The sequence below is a fragment of the Algoriphagus terrigena DSM 22685 genome (assembly GCF_000429445.1).
Classification (GTDB): domain Bacteria; phylum Bacteroidota; class Bacteroidia; order Cytophagales; family Cyclobacteriaceae; genus Algoriphagus; species Algoriphagus terrigena.
This window is the reverse complement of record NZ_AUBW01000013.1, coordinates 48,885-66,200: the sequence shown is the minus strand read 5'-3', so window position 1 is coordinate 66,200 and position 17,316 is coordinate 48,885. Positions and strand designations below refer to the sequence as shown.

Annotated in this window: 12 protein-coding genes; 8 read left to right on the top strand and 4 right to left on the bottom strand. The window is 45.4% G+C overall.

The window, feature by feature from the left end; translation table 11 throughout:
• Window positions 1-40: 40 nt before the first annotated feature.
• Both G459_RS0113120 and G459_RS0113115 read right to left on the bottom strand, forming a co-directional pair.
• Window positions 41-631 carry a hypothetical protein gene (locus G459_RS0113120; RefSeq protein ID WP_026968065.1) on the bottom strand — a complete coding sequence of 197 codons (591 nt, stop codon included), beginning with the start codon at window positions 629-631 and terminating at the stop codon, window positions 41-43.
• Window positions 628-1,857, bottom strand: a complete 1,230-nt coding sequence (locus G459_RS0113115; RefSeq protein WP_026968064.1) for a hypothetical protein — start codon at window positions 1,855-1,857, stop codon at window positions 628-630. Before G459_RS0113115 ends, G459_RS0113120 begins: the two co-directional genes overlap by 4 nt.
• Window positions 1,858-2,282: 425 nt before the next feature.
• On the opposite strand from G459_RS0113115, the gene G459_RS0113105 reads away from it, so the two are divergent.
• The 3 genes from G459_RS0113105 (at window position 2,283) to G459_RS27415 (ending at window position 7,543) form a co-directional block, all read left to right on the top strand.
• On the top strand, window positions 2,283-2,495 hold the full coding sequence (locus G459_RS0113105; protein WP_026968063.1) for a DUF2188 domain-containing protein: 213 nt from the start codon (window positions 2,283-2,285) through the stop codon (window positions 2,493-2,495).
• A 592-nt stretch (window positions 2,496-3,087) separates the two neighbouring features.
• Entirely contained in the window at window positions 3,088-3,525 is a 438-nt protein-coding gene (locus tag G459_RS0113095) for a response regulator (protein WP_035455913.1), read from the top strand.
• Window positions 3,526-3,535: 10 nt separating this feature from the next.
• Entirely contained in the window at window positions 3,536-7,543 is a 4,008-nt protein-coding gene (locus G459_RS27415; protein WP_051315205.1) for a PAS domain-containing protein, read from the top strand.
• 48 nt (window positions 7,544-7,591) lie between these two features.
• Here G459_RS27415 and G459_RS0113085 read toward each other — a convergent pair whose 3' ends face one another.
• Window positions 7,592-8,608, bottom strand: coding sequence for a glycoside hydrolase family 43 protein (locus G459_RS0113085; RefSeq protein ID WP_084454491.1), 1,017 nt, complete (start codon window positions 8,606-8,608; stop codon window positions 7,592-7,594).
• Between the two features lie 251 nt (window positions 8,609-8,859).
• On the opposite strand from G459_RS0113085, the gene G459_RS0113080 reads away from it, so the two are divergent.
• From G459_RS0113080 to G459_RS0113065, 3 genes are all read left to right on the top strand, one after another.
• A complete protein-coding gene (locus tag G459_RS0113080; RefSeq protein WP_026968060.1) occupies window positions 8,860-10,116 on the top strand; it encodes a PH domain-containing protein in 1,257 nt (418 codons plus the stop codon).
• Between the two features lie 150 nt (window positions 10,117-10,266).
• The gene (locus tag G459_RS0113070; protein WP_035455865.1) at window positions 10,267-10,854 is read left to right on the top strand and encodes a uracil-DNA glycosylase family protein; all 588 of its coding nucleotides are present in this window, start codon (window positions 10,267-10,269) and stop codon (window positions 10,852-10,854) included.
• 239 nt (window positions 10,855-11,093) lie between these two features.
• Window positions 11,094-12,863, top strand: coding sequence for a DUF885 domain-containing protein (locus G459_RS0113065; RefSeq protein ID WP_026968058.1), 1,770 nt, complete (start codon window positions 11,094-11,096; stop codon window positions 12,861-12,863).
• 1,139 nt (window positions 12,864-14,002) lie between these two features.
• Here the strand turns inward: G459_RS0113065 and G459_RS0113060 are convergent.
• Window positions 14,003-14,677 (bottom strand): YiiX/YebB-like N1pC/P60 family cysteine hydrolase, encoded by a 675-nt coding sequence (locus G459_RS0113060; protein WP_026968057.1) that lies wholly within the window; start codon window positions 14,675-14,677, stop codon window positions 14,003-14,005.
• Between the two features lie 981 nt (window positions 14,678-15,658).
• On the opposite strand from G459_RS0113060, the gene G459_RS0113055 reads away from it, so the two are divergent.
• Window positions 15,659-16,501: a sensor histidine kinase gene (locus G459_RS0113055; protein ID WP_026968056.1), complete on the top strand. Its 843-nt coding sequence runs from the start codon at window positions 15,659-15,661 to the stop codon at window positions 16,499-16,501.
• Window positions 16,491-17,240, top strand: coding sequence for a LytR/AlgR family response regulator transcription factor (locus tag G459_RS0113050; RefSeq protein ID WP_169725027.1), 750 nt, complete (start codon window positions 16,491-16,493; stop codon window positions 17,238-17,240). Before G459_RS0113055 ends, G459_RS0113050 begins: the two co-directional genes overlap by 11 nt.
• Window positions 17,241-17,316 lie beyond the last annotated feature (76 nt).

Here is a 17,316-nt window from a genome sequence, read left to right as displayed (position 1 = left end):
CTGGGGAATCAATTCATTCAAGGTCAGCCCGGATACTTGTCTAAATTTCCTCTATTAATCTTTTTGTGGATTTTCCATATTTGGTCATCAGGATTTCTATCAGGACGGAGACCAACGCCACAAACAAGATGACCACCAAACAATAAGAAGTGATTAATTTCATCCATACCTTATTGATAGAGTCCTGAGTCCATACCTTATCCTTTTCATCCGGGGAGCCAAAACCTTCCCTCATCAGATCCTCATCAGATTGGATATAGGGGTTTTCCTTTTTAAAGTCTTTGGCTATAGGAGTGTAATCCGTCCCCTTGATGTAATAGCTCACCTGTCCTTCAAAATTCTTGTAGGGAAATGTCCCCTCCAGGAAATACCTGGTGTGCGTGTATAAGATTAGGATCAGTCCCGCAAAGAGAAAGAGGCAAACAGCCTTCAGCGAGTATTTTGTATGGGTGTTCCATTTGCCTTTTAGCAAAAAAGAAACCATCAGATTAACTACCAGCGCAATGATCGAGGCCAATGCGGTATAGTAGAAAGTCAGTTCCTCGATTTTTAGAAGGTGGGAAATAGCTCCACCAAACAGGCCAAATATCACTGCTATCAACGCTGCCCTATACTTGAGTAATGAAATCATTGGTTGATTCTCAAGGGGACTACAATCACTTTATCTTCATTATAAAATTGGGGTTTGGAAAATTCCTCCCTAAAATCAATGGTTGGATATTGGACATTCATCCGGTTCCCATTCAAATCCTCTACAACGAAATACATCTTGGCGGGTGGAAATGCAGCAACCGCATAGGTAGCCGGTGTTCTTATCGTGTGATATGCATTTTCAAAATCCTTCAAGGCAGGCGCCACATACCTGACAATAAACCTTCCCTGTACTTTCGGCCCTTCGGTGATTAATTCCCCTTCTTTTGAATACATGTAAACAGCAAATGCGAAGTTCATGGTATTGGCCATTGCCATAGTTTCAACAGGAAAGGCAGGTGGAAGACCCGAGCTGAGATCCTTTGAATCCGGAGTTGGGCCAAGGTAAGCGCTAAGGATTGGTTTCAGTTCTTGATTTGTCAAGGCCAACATCTTATCCCGTTCCTTTCCCGAAGTCAGAGTTTTTGCGGCAAGTAGTTCTGTTAGGTTGTCGGCAATCCCCTGCATCAGACCAACTTGTGCCGGATCCGCTTTTCCGACCGAGATAATTTCCTGTAGGGTCCGGTTAAAGGCAAAAACGAGATCACTGATCAACAGGCCCGTAACAGGATTTGTAATTTCATTTGGCATTCCAATGGAATTCAAATCCGTTTCAACCTCCTGAATTATAGTACGTATTTTTGCCATATTCGAATCACCGGCAAGATTTGTTTTTTGGGAATTCATTTGCTCAAAACTAGCTTTCGAACTCTCAAATTGATTCATTTGGGCTCGTAGGTCGGTAGGCAAATCCGACGCATCTTCTATCAAAAGATCCCCAGCTTGATCCTGATCAAATTCCGGGAAGCTAGGCAGGTTCAATTTTTTGTTAGTTCGTATCTCTTCGATATTGTTCAGGGATGGGTTTATTGCATACATCAATTCAAGGGCATCCGGATTGGGCATGATTTGATTGGATCGTAGATAATCCGTCAAATGGTTGGCAACTGGAATTTTTGGGCTACGGGACTTGAATAAAAGATAGGATGCAGCACCTATTACTACCCCTCCGACTATGAATACGGCAGGATTTATACTCTCATCCTCTTCTGCAATCGGCGCCGCTCCGCCGGTTGGCGGGCGCTGTGCAAAAGCCTGAAAATTTTGGCAGAGATAAAAATTCATCGCCAGGTAAATAAACAGCCATCTATTCACAAGTGGAAACATAGGTTTTTCAACAAATTGTGACTAAAAAATCTTCCTAAAAATATTAAGTAGTAAGCTGCTTCAGACGACCTGTTCTTTAGCCTATAAACCCAAAATCTCACCTATTATAAACAATAAACACCTCAAATCCAATTATTTGTGAATGTTTTGTGTGGCCTATGTTGCGATTTTAAAGAAATTATGCTTGTGAAATTAAATGGTGCCTTGCCGCATATTTTGACGATCCATGCTGTTATTTAACAGTCTTTATAGTTGGTCGTGCATCCCAATTCCGAATTGTTTTCACCCTTTTTCTCACAGTGATTTCGACATTTCCGGGAGCTATTCCCGATTGCTATTAGGGCGCAGGACTGGGTATCCAATTCCAGCATTTCGGACTTCAGTTCCGCAAAGAGAAATTTCATACAAATAACCGGTATAGTGAAGTGAAATTAACGGTGGTTCCTCTGGGAAATGGCTGGGCTGTCAAGAAAGAAGGCAGCAGCAGATTGACCATAGTTACCGACAATCAACGGGATGCAGTAAGAGTTGCCAGAGAGATTGCCAAAAGCCACAAATCAGAACTTATCGTTCACAGAAAAGATGGAAAGATAAGGGAGAAAAACAGCCAAAGCAGTAAAGATGTACAACCAAGATAAGCCTCACCAATGTTGGGGAGGCTTAACGCATGATTACTTTGAACGAAACCATATTCTAACCAACACAAATTCCAAAACGGTCAACTGTATTTAGGACAGTACAAGTTACTAACCGCCCACAGAAAACTGCCTACTTATCCCAGTCTGCAAAAAATAAAAGGATCAGACTAAAAAAGACCAATACACTGTACTTTGGATCATGGAAACAGCATATCTTGGGTGAAAATTTTATTGGGGGAAACCATACAGAGAGAAAAAATGGCAACCGCAAAAAGAAAAGTCAATCCCCAGTCCGAAATACGGTTTAGAATCGCCGAAAGTCAAAAACGACGAAATCTCACGGTTGCGTCATTTATACAGTTTTAGTGCTACCCGGAGGGCTCCACACCAATGGCTCTCTTTTTTTACGGATGGTATTTAAATGCTTCACATGAACTTCAAGCCCTTAACAACATTGCAACTTGAGATTGACATCAGAGAAATAGCTTTAATGAAGGTCGGCCACGTATTGGCTTTCATCTCACACAAGAGATAAGTAACATAGATACTCGTACCGTATTGGATATTTTTCGTAATGCCAGAACACAAAGACATGCACTATCACCTTTTACTCGCTGATGACGATTTGGACGATTGCACCTTTTTTGAAGATGCATTGGAAGAATTGCCGATCTCTGCAACCCTTTTAACCGTAAATGACGGAGTTCAGTTGATGAATTTTTTATCAGCGAAGTTCGACAGTCTTCCTGACGCTCTTTTTCTTGATTTAAACATGCCCCGTAAAAGTGGATTTGAATGCTTGTCGGAAATAAAATTGACTGATAATTTGAAAGATCTTCCCGTAATTATATTCTCAACGTCCCTTGATATGGAAGTTGTGAATTTGCTTTACCAACAAGGAGCCCATTATTATGTTCGTAAACCCGGGGAATACAATAAGTTGAAAAAAGTTATTTTAGAAGCAGTAACCCTCACTTCAAAAAATAAATTAACCCAACCGACAAGAGATCAATTTATACTTCATTCCTAAGATACTAAATATGAGCGTTAAGAATTTGCACCATTATTTTCTCCGGGGCGGCGGAGAAATGGGGGGAATGATAAGAGCAAAGGACTGGAGCAATACGTCTTTGGGTGATCCTGGAGAATGGCCGCAAAGTTTGCGCACCACACTCGGTATCCTTCTAAAGACCAAATTCCCAATGTTCTTATGGTGGGGGGATGAACTGATCTGTTTTTACAACGATGCCTATCGTCCGAGTTTGGGTAAGGATGGCAAGCATCCCGCTATCCTTGGAATGCCTGCAAAAGAAGCATGGCCGGAGATATGGGATATCATAAAACCACTGATAGATAAGGTGGTGAATGAGGAAGATTCAATTTGGTTTGAGGACATGCTGGTGCCTATCTACCGGAATGGTAAGATAGAAGACGTATACTGGACTTTTAGCTATAGCCCGGTTCCAGATGAAGATGGCAGGGTCGCGGGTGTCCTAGTGACCTGCACTGAAACGACTGAAAAAGTTAATGCGCTCCTAAAACTTGAAGAAAGCAATGCAAGATATGTTAACAACATCCAGCAGGCTCCGCTTGCCATGTGTATCTTCCGTGGAGACAATTATGTGGTTGAAATCGCAAACAAACAAATGCTTGCCATATGGGGTAAGCAGCCAGAGCAGGTTTTAAATAAACCCATCTTTGAGGGCTTGCCGGAAGCAAAAGATCAGGGTTTGGAGGTTTTGCTCAAGAACGTCTACACTACCGGCGAAAAGTTTGTAGCGAATGAGCGGCAAGTTAATCTTCCACGCAATGGCAAACTGGAAACCACTTACGTAAACTTTGTTTATGAGGCCCTAAAAGAGCCCGATGGAACTATTTCAGGCATCGTCGCAATAGCGATAGAAGTTACCTCACAGGTAGAAGCACGGTCAAAAGTAGAGGAGAGTGAACAGAAAGTTCGGGCGATTGTCGAGAATGCTCCTTTCCCTATCGCTGTGTATGTTGGAAAAGAAATGATTGTTGAGTTGGCCAACCAATCTATTATTAATATATGGGGGAAAGGCAATGATGTGATTGGTAAATCCTTTAAAGAGGTGCTGCCTGAATTGGATAATCAATTGGTGTTTCAACAGATAGAGAAAGTTTTTACTACAGGTGTATCATTTCATACAAAAAACACCCCGCTTGATCTTATCGTTGACGGCAAATCGAAAACCTATTATTTTAATTATAGCCTTACTCCGCTCTATGATCTGGCAGGTAATATTTATGCTGTGATGAACACGGGGGTCGATCTCACTGACCTGAATATTGCGAAGAAGCGAATCGAAGAGAGCAAACGACTCTACGAGGCCATCACGCAAAATACCCCAGATCTGATTTATGTATTTGATCTGAACTATCGGTTCACCTACGCAAACGAAGCATTGCTACACATGTGGGGGCGCACATGGGATAATGCTATTGGAAAAGGTATGCTGGAACTTGGGTATGAGCCGTGGCACGCTGAGAAGCATGAGATGGAGATAGATCAAATTATTGCAACGAAGACTACGGTCCGGGGCGAAGTGTCCTTCCCTCATTCCATCCTTGGCAAGCGAATCTATGACTATATTCTAGTTCCTGTCATTGACCAGGATGGCAAGGTGGAAGCCATTGCAGGTACCACCCGTGATATTACCGAGCGGGTTAAAGCCAGAAAGCAGATTGAAGAAAGCGAACAGAATATTCGCAGCATGGTCTTGCAGTCGCCAATCGGCATTTGTGTAATGGATGCTGACACGTTGGTGAGCGAGATTGTGAACGATAGTTTTGTTGAAATCGCCGGTAAGCCTTACGAAGAAATTGCCGGAAAACACTACTGGGATACCTTTGCGGAGGCAAGACCCTATTATGAATCCGCCCTTAACGAGGTTATTGAAAAAGGTGAATCTTTTTTTGCCAATGAGGTAGAAATGATGCTGATACGTCATGGCAAAGAAGAATTAGTATATGTCACATTTGTGTATGCTCCTCTGAAAAACATAGAAGGCACGGTAAAAAAAGTGGCCGTTTGGGTACTTGACAACACCTCCCAGGTAATTGCGAGGCGTAAAATTGAAGAAGCGGATAAACGATTCCGAAACACAGTGAAACAGGCTCCTGTTGGTATCACCATCTTACGCGGACCCCAATACGTTGTAGAGATGGCAAATGAGGCCTACCTGCAATTGGTGGCTAGAAAAGAAGAGGAATTTGTCGGCCTGCCATTATTTGATTCATTGCCCGAAGTGGCAGAATCCGTTCATTCGTTACTGGACGGCGTGCTCAATACAGGAGTGCCTTACCACGGATATGAAGTGCCTGTTCCGATTAACCGATATGGACAGGTAGAAACAAACTACTTCGATTTTCTCTATCACCCACTGAAAGAGGAAGATGGACAGATTACAGGTGTGATAGTGACTGTAACCGAAGTAAGCGAAAAAGTGGAAGCGAGGAGAAATATCGAGCAAAACGAAGCGCGGCTTAGCATTGTCTTGGAAGCAAGCGAACTGGGCACGTGGGAATTGGATCTCAAAACAAAGACTCCACTCTATTCCAAGCGTTATCTTCAAATTATAGGAGGGTATCAAGAGGCGGTGAATTTAACTCACGAACAGTTACTTCATCACCTGCATCCCGATGATATGCATACCCGGAATGAAGCTTTCAATGAGGCGATGGCTACAGGAAAATTGCAATACGAAGCCCGGGTGATATGGATGGATAATTCCATACACTGGATGGAGGGTAGTGGGAAAGTTTTCTATGACGCAGAACATCTGCCCGAAAAAATGATCGGTACAGTAAGGGATATCACGGCAGAGAAACAACATCAGCGGGAATTGGAAGAAAGAGAGAAACGGTTTCGTCTGATGGCCGAAAGTTTACCTCAATTAGTTTGGGAAACGGATGAAAAAGGCAATGCATTGTTTGCTTCGGGCAGATGGGAAGAGTATACAGGAATAGCTCCCGAAGGTGAAGCAGAATGGAAAGCAATCATTCATCCGGATGACCTCGAAGGAAACACCAGGGCATGGATGAACAGTTTGGCAACAGGTGAACTATACAGATGTGATGTACGCATTAAAAGTAAAGCTGGCGACTACAGGTGGCATACGGCAATCGGCGAACCTGTCTTCGGCCAGGAAGGTAAAATTGTAAAATGGGTAGGCGCATTTACAGATATTCAAACAGAAAAAACTTTTACCCAGGAACTGGAAAAACAAGTAGCGGAGCGCACCAAAGAACTTGCAGATACCAACATCGAGCTTGGAAAGATGAATAAAGAGCTGCAAACCTTTGCTTATATATCAAGCCATGATTTACAGGAGCCATTAAGAAAAATTCAGACATTCTCTACACAGATAATGGAGAAAGAAATTCAGAATTTGTCTGAGAATGGGATAGAAAAATTCCGGAGAATGCACAATGCCGCCAAGAGAATGCAGACACTCATTGATGATCTTCTCACTTACTCCCGAACCAATACAGAGGAGAGGAAATTTGCAAAAGTAAATCTTAATACAATTATTGAAGAAGTAAAAGAAGACCTAAAAGAGGAGTTTCAACATAAACATGCAACTATAGAGGTTCATGAAATGTCCGAAGTCAATATCATTCCCTTTCAGTTCAGGCAACTGCTGTTTAACCTGATAAGTAATTCGCTTAAATTTTCTAATCCCGACGAGGCTCCGCATATCAAGATTGAGAGCGAAATAGCCGAGGGGATAGTATTCGGAAATCCAAAACTCACTGCTGATATAAAATATTGCCATCTGATAGTTTCAGATAACGGTATTGGATTCGAACAGCAATACAGCGACCGGATATTTGAAGTATTTCAGCGTCTCCACGGTAAAAACGAATACAACGGAACAGGCATTGGACTCTCCATAGTTAAAAGGATTGTGGAAAACCACGGTGGAGTGATCACCGCAAACGGAGAATTAAATAAGGGGGCTACGTTTGATATTTATATTCCTGCTACCGATAACCAGCAAGGTAAATCGGTCAACGTTTTTTAGGCATTGACATCTGCCTACTGCAAACTAACCACTGCAAACTGCCCTCTCCTAAGGTTGATAGGGCCCGATCACAACCAGCTTGTCACCGGATAGATCAACCTCAAACAGATGCGGAACCCGATGGTATCTCCCATTCAGGGCCTGATGGCTGTGAATACTCATCAGCATCTTATCATCAAATGTTTTGAACAACATGCCATGACCAAAATTGGGAGGGGTGATCGGTTCTTTTTCATGAATCCATGGACCGTCCAGCGTGCCGCTTTCAGAATAGGCCACCCCTTGCACGTACTGATCATAGATCCAACTGGTCCACAACATCCCCAGGCGGCCGGTGCCCGTGCGGAACAAAAAAGGTCCATCCGTCACCTTGTTGGGAACATCATTTCCATTCTCATCTTTTTCCCTGCTCCAGGGAGAGTCACTGGCTTTGAAGAGTAACCTTCCTTCGCCCACCGAACCGCTTAGATCAGGTTTCAACTCAATCTTTTCCATGGTGCCGTCGAGGTTTTGTAGCCATTCATGACAGTAGACCATGTAGGGCTTTCCATCCACATCGATCCAGAAGGTGCCGTCTAGGGTAGGTTTGTCCGCGGGCAGATAGGTGGGATCCTCCATCGGTACGTAGGGCCCATCCGGCTTATCGCTGACCAGTACGTGACTGGCACGACGATCTATAATGTTTTCACCTACCGTATCAATCTTCACTTGGGTATTGGTGAAAGTCGCGAAGTAATAGTACTTGCCTTGGTATTCATGAAGCTCTGCAGCCCAGATCATAGGTTTCGGCCCCATCCAGGACGCAGAGTCGGTCTTTGTTACCCGATACGGTCCTTCCCACCGGTTCAGATCCTTACTTTTCCAGAGCATGCCCCCCGTGCCCGTCATATAATAAAGCTGTGTCTCCTGATCGGCTAGAATATATGGATCACTCAGACGGATAGAGTCCAGCGGGATATTTTTCCTGACCGTAAGACCTTGCTGTCCATTACAGAGCTTGGTGAAAAATATGCTTAAAATGGCAATAGCTACTGTTTTGTGAAAAGTGGAAAAATCTGATCTCATGATGTTGTTAAATTGGGATGTCGCACGGGAAAATTTAGAAGCATTACGATAGCTAGTATAGCCAAAACTCCCCTCAACTCCGAGTTTGCCGCAAAAATCCACCAGCCATATCTCTTTCGACTGTCAGCCTTCTTCCCATGGCAAGATGGCGGACACTCGTGTGATAGATTTAGTCTTTTTTCTGATATATCGGAAACCCCAATGTGTTTTAGTTGAAATATTTTACCAATCTTTCGGAAAATTAACTCCTGATGAAACCACTACTCGGATGCCTGGCTTTGGGCATTTTGTTTTTTTCCTGTGTGGAAGATGAAACTCCTGACAATCCAGTCCAACTGGACGGAAAGCTCAACATCACCGTTGCGCCAGGTTACCCTAGCGGGGCCATCGTCTACTGGGTAGTGGTGCACGACTTGGAGGGCAATCCGGTAGGTCATGGGCAAATGGAGCCGGGCGAGACGATGACTTTGGAGCTGGACGACTCCAAGCGCTATCACCTCACCACCTACAGGCGTGGTGAATACAACGGTTTTCAAATGGATCTCCTCGAGACCTACAGCGATCTGGCTGTAGCTGAAGACATGACCTTGGGCTTATTTCCATCTCTAATCCCAGATCCCGCTTTCTCCGGTACGTTCCAAGTAGACGTTCTAGAGAGCGAACAGCCCTATGCAGCTTACTTGACGAGCAGTGTAGGCGGCCAAAATTTCAGTGCCAATCAATTCGAAAACCGCCTGGAGATGACCATGAACAGGTTTGAAGGAATAGATGACTATCTGTTGGTTGTCAGAAAGCAAACAGGAGAGACTCGCTATAAGATGCTGAAGGTCACCGGGCCGGACACCAAGCTGTCCTATAGGTTTTCCGACTTGAGCGCCTTTGACAAAGTATTCAAGTTTAAGAAAAGCGACTTCAGCCAGTTCTATTTTACGTCTGTAGCGGTTCGGCAAGTTAATGGGGTGTTCAAGTCTGGTTACATCGTCAATAGCAATCGTATCGGAAATGGTTTTGATCCGCTGTTGGACCACGAACTGGGTTTTTTAAACGGTATTGAATACTACGATATTACCATCAGCGGCAAGCGTTCACTTAATTCCAAAACCAATTTTAGTTACCGACGATTCGGTCCTGTTCCGGCTTCCATCACTCTGCCTGTCGAACACACAGTTCAAGTCCAAAGCCAGACGCTGTCAGATTTCCGCTTTACAAAGCCGGCGGGCATCACCAACTGGACAGCGGTATGGGATCAGTCAGATCCGGTGACGGGCGAGCCGTTCAAATCCCTTCGCTGGGTAGTCATTGGCACTGAGGGTTCACTGAAGCTTGGTCTGCCAGATGAGTTGATAGCCCTCAACCCCAAATTGCAGGATCTGGGCAAGTTTAAGCTGCAAACCATTCATACTATCACCCACAGCCATTCCTATGATGAGCAAATGAGGGGTAAATTCGTCGAAATCCCCAAAACACAAGCCATAGAGTCTGCCACGATTACTCAAAGCTTTCTGTAGTAAGGTCAATTGAAAGTGCTAGGACAGTTTTAGGCTCTTCACCCACTGCGGAGGGATTGTCACCTTTGGGGCAAAAGAATTATCCACCGACCCGGATTTATCGTTCTTTTCTTTTTGACCAAACGGAAACAAAATTTTGATAGTCACGCCATGCCCGAAAGTTGTGAAACATTGGTGCAAAGGGTAGCGCAGTGCAGGGTTTGCGAAAAGAAGCTCCCCTTAGGGCCAAGGCCCGTATTTTCTATACATCAGGAAAGTAGAATCCTCATCGTGGGCCAAGCACCCGGCACCAAAGTCCACGCGACTGGCGTTCCCTGGAATGACCCGAGCGGGGATGAACTCAGACGCTGGTTGGGAGTGGATAAAGAGACCTTCTACAATCCCCGGATCTTTGGAATCATGCCTATGGGTTTTTGCTATCCAGGCAGGGGAAAGGGAGGAGACCTTCCGCCAATGCCGGAATGTGCACCCACCTGGCACGAGCCCTTGATGCAGCACATGCCGAATCTTCAACTTACCCTGTTGATTGGAAGCTATGCACAGGCCTATTATTTGAGACTTGGTCGTCGGGTCACCCTCACTGAGACGGTTAAGAACTATCAGGATTACTTACCCAAGTTTTTTCCCCTAGTTCATCCCTCTCCGCGAAATAGACTGTGGATGAGGAGAAATCCCTGGTTTGAAGAGACGGTGGTGCCCAGCCTGAGACGTGTCGTTTGGGATTTGATCAGAGAGTAATAAGATTAGGACGGTCGCCAACTCCATCTTGAATTGTGCCGTAACAGACTCCCGACCAAAAAGTCCCTTCGGGGCGTGCGTTCCTTGTAAAAATTCCGGCTATTGCCTTCCCGGTAAACATACCTTCCTCTTTACCCGATAGTATGTTTAAAGTCAAGTTCTGACCTATTCTATAGCAAGAAGCTGGGTTAATAAAACTTATATTAGTAAGGGTTCTGATCACACGCCTTTTTTAAAATATGAAGAGACTAATCCTAGTATCTGCACTTATCTATCTTGGTTTGGGATGTACCCCAGCCAAAGAGGAAACCAAGGTAGACCTCGACGGCATTTTTGAAAATTTTGCGCAGGAAAATTATGCCTTGAATCCACTTTTGGCCACCCAAAACAATATCCATCAATACAACGATCAACTCCCGGTGGATATCGGCAAAGATCACATCCTGAAAGTGATTGACTTGAATAATCGCTACCTCGATACCCTCAAAACGGTAAATCTGGAACTGCTCACCGATTCGGAAAGACTGAGCGTAGATCTGCTCACGTATCAGTTGAAAATAAGAAATGAGCAGCTTACCAATCAATATGGCTTCTATACTCCCGTAGATCAATTTGTATTTAGTTTCCCTCAACGATTTGCCGTTTTGGCCTCAGGGGCAGGTTCTGTTCCTTTCAAGGATGAAAAAGATTATAGAAACTTTATCAGCCGAATGGAAGCATTTCCCCAGTGGATTGATCAGGCGATTAGCAATATGCAAAGCGGACTGGAATTAAAGTTTACCAATCCCAGGGCAAGTATGGAAAAGGTACCCGCCCAACTAAGTCCCTTAGCAGAAGAAGCCGTCGAAAACCATATTTTCTACAAGCCATTGAACCAATTGCCGGAAGATATGGACAGTATAGCCAAAGCCCAGCTTATTTCGGATTATACCCAGGCAATAGAAACTCAGATTAAACCCGCCTATAAAAAGCTAAATGAATTTATAACAGACACGTATATCCCAAACACCCGGAATACCTCCGGTTTGCTGGACAGAACCAATGGAGCCGTGGAATATGCTTTTTGGTTAAGGTATTATACCACGGTGGAAATTTCAGGAAATGGAATCTTTGACCTGGGCCTTAGGGAAGTTGCCCGGATTCGTCAAGAAATGGATTCCATCAGAGTAGCTACTGGTTTTAAGGGGGACTTGGCGGCATTCTTTTCCCATATCAAAACAGATCCCAAATTTTTCCCATTTAAAACAGAGGAAGAGGTTTTAAATAAATTCAGGAGCTATGAGTCTCTGATGGAGCCACAGCTAAACCGCCTGTTTAATCTGCGTCCCAAAGCTTCCTTTGAAGTGCGGGCGACAGAAAAATTCAGGGAAGCGGGGGCCAATGCCCAATACATGGCACCATCCCGCGATGGGAAGCGGCCGGGTATCTTTTATGAAGTGATCCGCGATCCATTGACTTACAATTATTTTTCGATGGAAGGCCTATATATCCATGAGGCCATCCCAGGCCATCATTACCAGGTTGCCATCCAACAGGAGGCTGATATCCCTGAGTTTAGAAAAGGATATTTTTTGAGTGCATTTGGTGAGGGGTGGGCTTTGTATGCCGAAAGCCTGGGAACTGAGCTGGGGATGTACACAGATCCCTATCAATACATGGGAAGGCTAAATAACGAAATCGAGCGTGCCGTTCGCTTGGTGGTAGATGCGGGGATTCACCACAAAGGCTGGACTCGCGAAGAGGCGATTGCCTATGTGTTGGAGAATCAGCCGGTTTCGGAGGAAGAAGCTATTCAGCGGATAGAGCGATACATGGTCACCCCCGGACAGGCCGTAAGCTATAAGATGGGCGAATTGAAAATTATTGCACTACGGGAGAAAGCCAAACAGGAACTGGGAGAAAAATTTGATATTCGGGATTTTCACGATCAGGTGTTAAAGAATGGCTCCATGCCCATTTTTCTATTAGAAAGCCAAATAGACCAATGGATTGCAAGCAAGAAGCTCTAAGTCTTGGTAGTTCTAGATCAATTGAAGGATTGCTTTGCTGTCCATAGCCTACGGTTTAAACCGTGGTTTATGGTAGTGAAACTTATCTCAAAAAACCATTTCAATGGTTTTTCCGAGTTGTCAAACCTACAGGACGGATGACCTGCCTCAGCGTTCACAAACCACCCACGTCATAACGCTTCTAGCAGCCAAAACCAAAACAAAAAAATAAAAGTTGAGGCCTCAATCCAGCCGTGGAAGTCGTATAAAAAGCTCCATTTAATGCACTACGCGTCCGGCTAGAGTAGGGCCCTTCAGGATTTACAGTTTTTGGGTCTGCGGAAAACCGTAAAAAAACAGGTTAGCTCGCGAGTGCGGACAAACCGTTAATAAACAGCCCGGTGGGCTGTTTTAGGTTTGGGCCAGGTTGCAGGGAGGCGAGATCCACCTGTTTAACCCGTATTTTGCATTAGGTTTCGTAGTGAGGGCAGTAATTGCAATAAAATCAGGCTGTTTGGAGACTTCATCATAGCACCGCTATGATGAAGTCGAAAATAGCAACGTAGTGACTGATTTTGAAGCAATTACTGGCCGTAATAGAATTGCTAATGCATAATGCGGGTTTAGGGTTTGGAGCAGGACCAAAAATCCAATCGAAACGGAATAAAGGATGGATCAGATAACACCACCGATTGGAAGTAAAGACTGGGGCCCGAAGGGGGACCGAGCGTTAAGAAACAGTCCGGTGGACTGTTTTAGCAAGGGGCCAGCCTGCGGCGTGGAAATGAATAGGGAAATGCTCTTTCAGGGTTACTTTTTGCCCCACAAAAAGTGACAAAAAAATTGCCTTTGAGGTTCCTAAGGCCTCAATCTCGCCATGGTTCTTAATTTTGTCACTTATGCAAACCTCATTATACGATCACCAATTCCTCGCTTCTGACCAGCCTCAAACATGCCCCTCCTGTGGCTTGAGGACAGATATTCTTGCAGACTTTAGTCATACCAACAGTAGAACACAGATACATCAATGTCCCAATGAACGGTGCGGACGTCAATTCGGGGTTTCTATTGAAGAAGAACAGGAACTTTATTTCACGGAAGAACCTGATTAAGCACCCACGTCATAACGCTTCTAGCAGCCAAACCACAGCAGTGAAAATTTATCTCAAATAATTAAGATCAAGGTATCCCACCTTCCTCAGGTGCTCACTTGCCGCCAATCCATTGGGATTGCAGCCCGGCTGTCCTTCCGGGACTTCCATGCCAAGCTTTCTATAAAATTCAGCCCAATAGGTGTCGGTCTGGCCTGTCTTGGGATCTTTGAAAGTCATCGGCTCCAACTTGAAAAGCGCAGCATCCCGAAATGCCCGCTCCACAAAATCCGAGCAATAAAGCGAAGAATCATTCAGCACATAAGTCCAATTGTACGGCTTGCCCAGCAGGGTCCCGGCGGTGCGGATTGCTTCAGGAATGGAGGCTTGGGCCTCCCCGGTGAGCCGATAGACGGCGAGCTGCTTGTCTTTGGCCGTCGCCCGGTTCACGAGGCTATCCAGCGGCTCACGGACCGATCCCTTCTCAGGGCTTGCATGGAGGAGATAGATTCCGGACTCAGACACCTCCAGGATCCCAACATGGTCAAACGACGCATCCTCCTCACGCTGGGTCACCCGGTTGATCGCCCCGGAGAGCTGGTCTGCTTTGGCTCCGACAAACAATAGGTCGCCGGTCTGAAGCACAAGATGGTGATAAGACAATTTCTCCTGGGCACGTGCAGGCAAAGAGAAAAAGAAGCCGATGCAAAGGATAATCGGGACTAGTCGGAGAAGGTATTTCATAGAAAACAGTACTGACCGACAAAGGTACCAAAGATGGCACGCTTTGTTGTGGTCCCTAAGCCATATCAGACCTATAGCCAATAAAAAAAAGTACCAGGCACATTCGGCGAAAGTAGGGCCCTTCAGTATTTACGGTTTTTGGGTCTGCGGAAAACCGTAAAAAAACAGGTTAGCTCCTGAGGTTACGAAGGAGATCCACCTGTTTTTAGGTTTGGAGCAGGACCAAAAATCCAATCGAAACGGAATAAAGGATGGATCAGAAAACACCACCGATTGGAAGTAAAGACTGGGGCCCGAAGTTTTTGGTTACTTTTTGCGTCAAAAAGTGACGAAGAAAATGACCTTGGAATTTCCTAAGGCCTCACTCAAGCCTTGACCTGCTTCAAAGCTGGATAGGTATCTTCAACCCGCCTTCTCCGTTCCTCGGCATCAAGTGGCTCGTCGGAATTTGCAATTCCGAGATCCTATCATAGGATTTTTAATCCGAATAAAATACAACTCCTCCTCGGCATTGACCTCCCATTCCTCAAGATATCCCTGCGCCGAGGCGGGTCGCGGACACCTGCATTTACCTAGGGTTAAAACCCCAGGCTACAAAAATTCCGCACCTACGGCGCTTTTTCCGCACCCGACAACGCGAAGTAGGCAACATGACAACAGCTTCAGCAGACAACCCGACAACTGGAATAAGATCACTTCGTCGCAGGCTTTTTTTCGTAAAAATGATAGATGCCGTATTGCTCCTCGTGATGACGTCTCCGACAACCTGACAACGCGAAGTAGACAACGTGACAACAAACACATCGGTCATCCAGCATCGATCATCCCACATTTTAATTCTTCCCTTTAAACTCTTGTGTTGAGCGGAGTCGAAACATTACTCTCCCACGACTAGCTATTTTTTTATTGCGGAGAGGATTGTAGGTGATTCGGATGTTTTGTTGTAACTTAAAATGCTATTGAAACAAACCTTTCTGAATCTTGGGCTACATTTTTCATTTTTTGAATCTTCTTCAGGGACAGACTCAAGTCCTCGCAGCAACAAGTCCGGAACAGTCCATGGACAGCCAGATTCGAACCGCCGTACTCTTTGCCCTTTTGCCCGTCGTCTTGGCTTTCTCCTTTATCGTCTTTGTGATCTACCGGTCAAAACGCGAGACAGCTTTCAAGCAGCGGGAAACCCAGTTGAAGCTCAGTGTCGTCCAGGGGGAACTCAAAGCCCTGAAAGCTCAGATCAACCCGCACTTTATCTTCAACTGCCTCAACTCCATCCATCACTACATCCAAACCCAAGACTCTTACCTCGCCGGAACCTACCTGATTAAATTTTCCCAACTCGTCCGCTACGTCCTCGAAAGCTCCTCGAGAAAGATGGTCGACCTGCAGGAGGAGATGGAGAACTGCAAGATCTACCTGGAACTCGAGCGGATGCGGGTGAACGGCGCATTTGATTTCCACTTCACGCTGGAGGACAGCCTTTTGGGAAAGGAGATCCAAATTCCACCAATGTTTATCCAGCCCTTTTTGGAAAACGCCGTCTGGCACGGACTCGCCGAAGGAGGCCAGCTGTCCATCTCATTTGCCATCCATGACCCGGATCATCTGTGCTGTCTGATCACAGACGATGGCAAAGAAAAGACCGAGAAATCCAGCTTTGACCTGGCCCACAAGGTGAAAAAGACATCCATGGGCATCCAGCTGATGAAAGAGCGGTTTGACTTCTACAATGAACTGAATAAAACCAAAGCCGAATTTTCCATCCATAAGAACCCTGCGAATGACAGGGGAAGCGAAGTTCGCCTACTCATACCCTTTGAAGATTAATAAGATGGGATACAAGACTGTTTTGATTGAGGACGAAAAGCATGCACAGGAAAACATGATCCGGCTGCTGAATGAATATCCTGAATTCGAACTCGCGGGAATAGCAGCCTCTGCACAGGAGGCGGAGCTACTGATCGACAGTGTCAAGCCGGACTTGGCGCTCTGTGATGTCATGCTCCAGAGCGGAACCTCCTTTGAGTGGCTCGCCTCCCGAACCCGCATAGACTTCGAACTGATCTTTACCACCTCCTATGAAGAGTATGCCGTGAGGGCCTTTCGGATGGCGGCGGTGGATTACCTGGTCAAGCCCATTGATCCCGTGGAGTTTGCGGCGGCTTTGGAGCGGTTCAAATCAAAGAAAAGCACCGGATTCGCCCATCTCCAACACCTGCTGGAAAACCTGAACAAGCCCCCCGAAAAAGCAAAAGTCGCCCTTCCCAGTTTTACTGGATACATCTTCGTCGATGTGCATGACATTGTACGCTGTGAATCTGACAACACCTACACCACATTTTTCCTCAAAGACAAGCGGCAGGTCATCGTCTCACGCACGCTCAAGGATTGTGAGGAAATGCTGGAAGGCTATCGGTTTTACCGCATCCACAATTCGCATTTTATCAATCTGGATTACCTGTCCGAATACATCAAAGGCGAGGGAGGTCAGGTGAAGTTGACCGATGGGTCTTTCCTGGATGTTTCCAGAAGGAGAAAGGAGGGGTTTTTAAAGTCGATGCATTAAAGAAATGTGGAGTACTGCCAAAATCTAACCGGAGGACGCCGGATTCTTAGGGACGATAGGAATGCGGGCAGCTTGA

Excerpts from the sequence above, each read along its gene's own strand:
- G459_RS0113120 (WP_026968065.1), bottom strand. The coding sequence starts at position 631 with ATGATTTCATTACTCAAGTATAGGGCAGCGTTGATAGCAGTGATATTT.
- G459_RS0113115 (WP_026968064.1), bottom strand. The coding sequence starts at position 1,857 with ATGTTTCCACTTGTGAATAGATGGCTGTTTATTTACCTGGCGATGAAT.
- G459_RS0113095 (WP_035455913.1), top strand. The coding sequence starts at position 3,088 with ATGCACTATCACCTTTTACTCGCTGATGACGATTTGGACGATTGCACC.
- G459_RS27415 (WP_051315205.1), top strand. The coding sequence starts at position 3,536 with ATGAGCGTTAAGAATTTGCACCATTATTTTCTCCGGGGCGGCGGAGAA.
- G459_RS0113085 (WP_084454491.1), bottom strand. The coding sequence starts at position 8,608 with ATGAGATCAGATTTTTCCACTTTTCACAAAACAGTAGCTATTGCCATT.
- G459_RS0113080 (WP_026968060.1), top strand. The coding sequence starts at position 8,860 with ATGAAACCACTACTCGGATGCCTGGCTTTGGGCATTTTGTTTTTTTCC.
- G459_RS0113070 (WP_035455865.1), top strand. The coding sequence starts at position 10,267 with ATGCCCGAAAGTTGTGAAACATTGGTGCAAAGGGTAGCGCAGTGCAGG.
- G459_RS0113065 (WP_026968058.1), top strand. The coding sequence starts at position 11,094 with ATGAAGAGACTAATCCTAGTATCTGCACTTATCTATCTTGGTTTGGGA.
- G459_RS0113060 (WP_026968057.1), bottom strand. The coding sequence starts at position 14,677 with ATGAAATACCTTCTCCGACTAGTCCCGATTATCCTTTGCATCGGCTTC.